This window comes from Oryzibacillus soli (genome assembly GCF_051594765.1).
Lineage (GTDB): Bacteria > Bacillota > Bacilli > Paenibacillales > NBRC-103111 > Paenibacillus_AR.
Genome location: NZ_JBPPGJ010000106.1, coordinates 1 through 353 on the forward strand (window position 1 = coordinate 1; position 353 = coordinate 353).

4 tRNA genes are annotated in these 353 nt (G+C 55.8%); all 4 read right to left on the reverse strand.

From position 1 onward, the window contains the following. Positions 1-73, reverse strand: a tRNA-Val gene (locus ACSEXW_RS28345). An 11-nt stretch (positions 74-84) separates the two neighbouring features. Continuing rightward, positions 85-156: transfer RNA gene (locus ACSEXW_RS28350), tRNA-Glu, on the reverse strand. A gap of 7 nt (positions 157-163) precedes the next feature. Continuing rightward, a tRNA-Thr gene (locus tag ACSEXW_RS28355) sits at positions 164-236 on the reverse strand. Between the two features lies 1 nt (position 237). Continuing rightward, positions 238-313 (reverse strand) — tRNA-Asn (locus tag ACSEXW_RS28360). Between the last annotated feature and the right edge of the window lie 40 nt (positions 314-353).

Genomic DNA, 353 nt, shown 5'->3' on the forward strand with positions numbered 1-353 from the left:
TGGGCGCTGACGGGATCGAACCGCCGACCCTCTGCTTGTAAGGCAGATGCTCTCCCGGCTGAGCTAAGCGCCCGGGAATGGAAATGACCCGTAGGGGATTCGAACCCCTGTTACCTCCGTGAAAGGGAGGTGTCTTAACCCCTTGACCAACGGGCCATAAGCAAGCTTCCAACCGGAATCGAACCGGTGACCTCATCCTTACCATGGATGCACTCTACCTACTGAGCTATGGAAGCATGGCTCCCCGAGCAGGACTCGAACCTGCGACAACTCGATTAACAGTCGAGTGCTCTACCGACTGAGCTATCAGGGAACATTATTCAGGACTTGCGCCCTGAAAACCGGATGCGAAA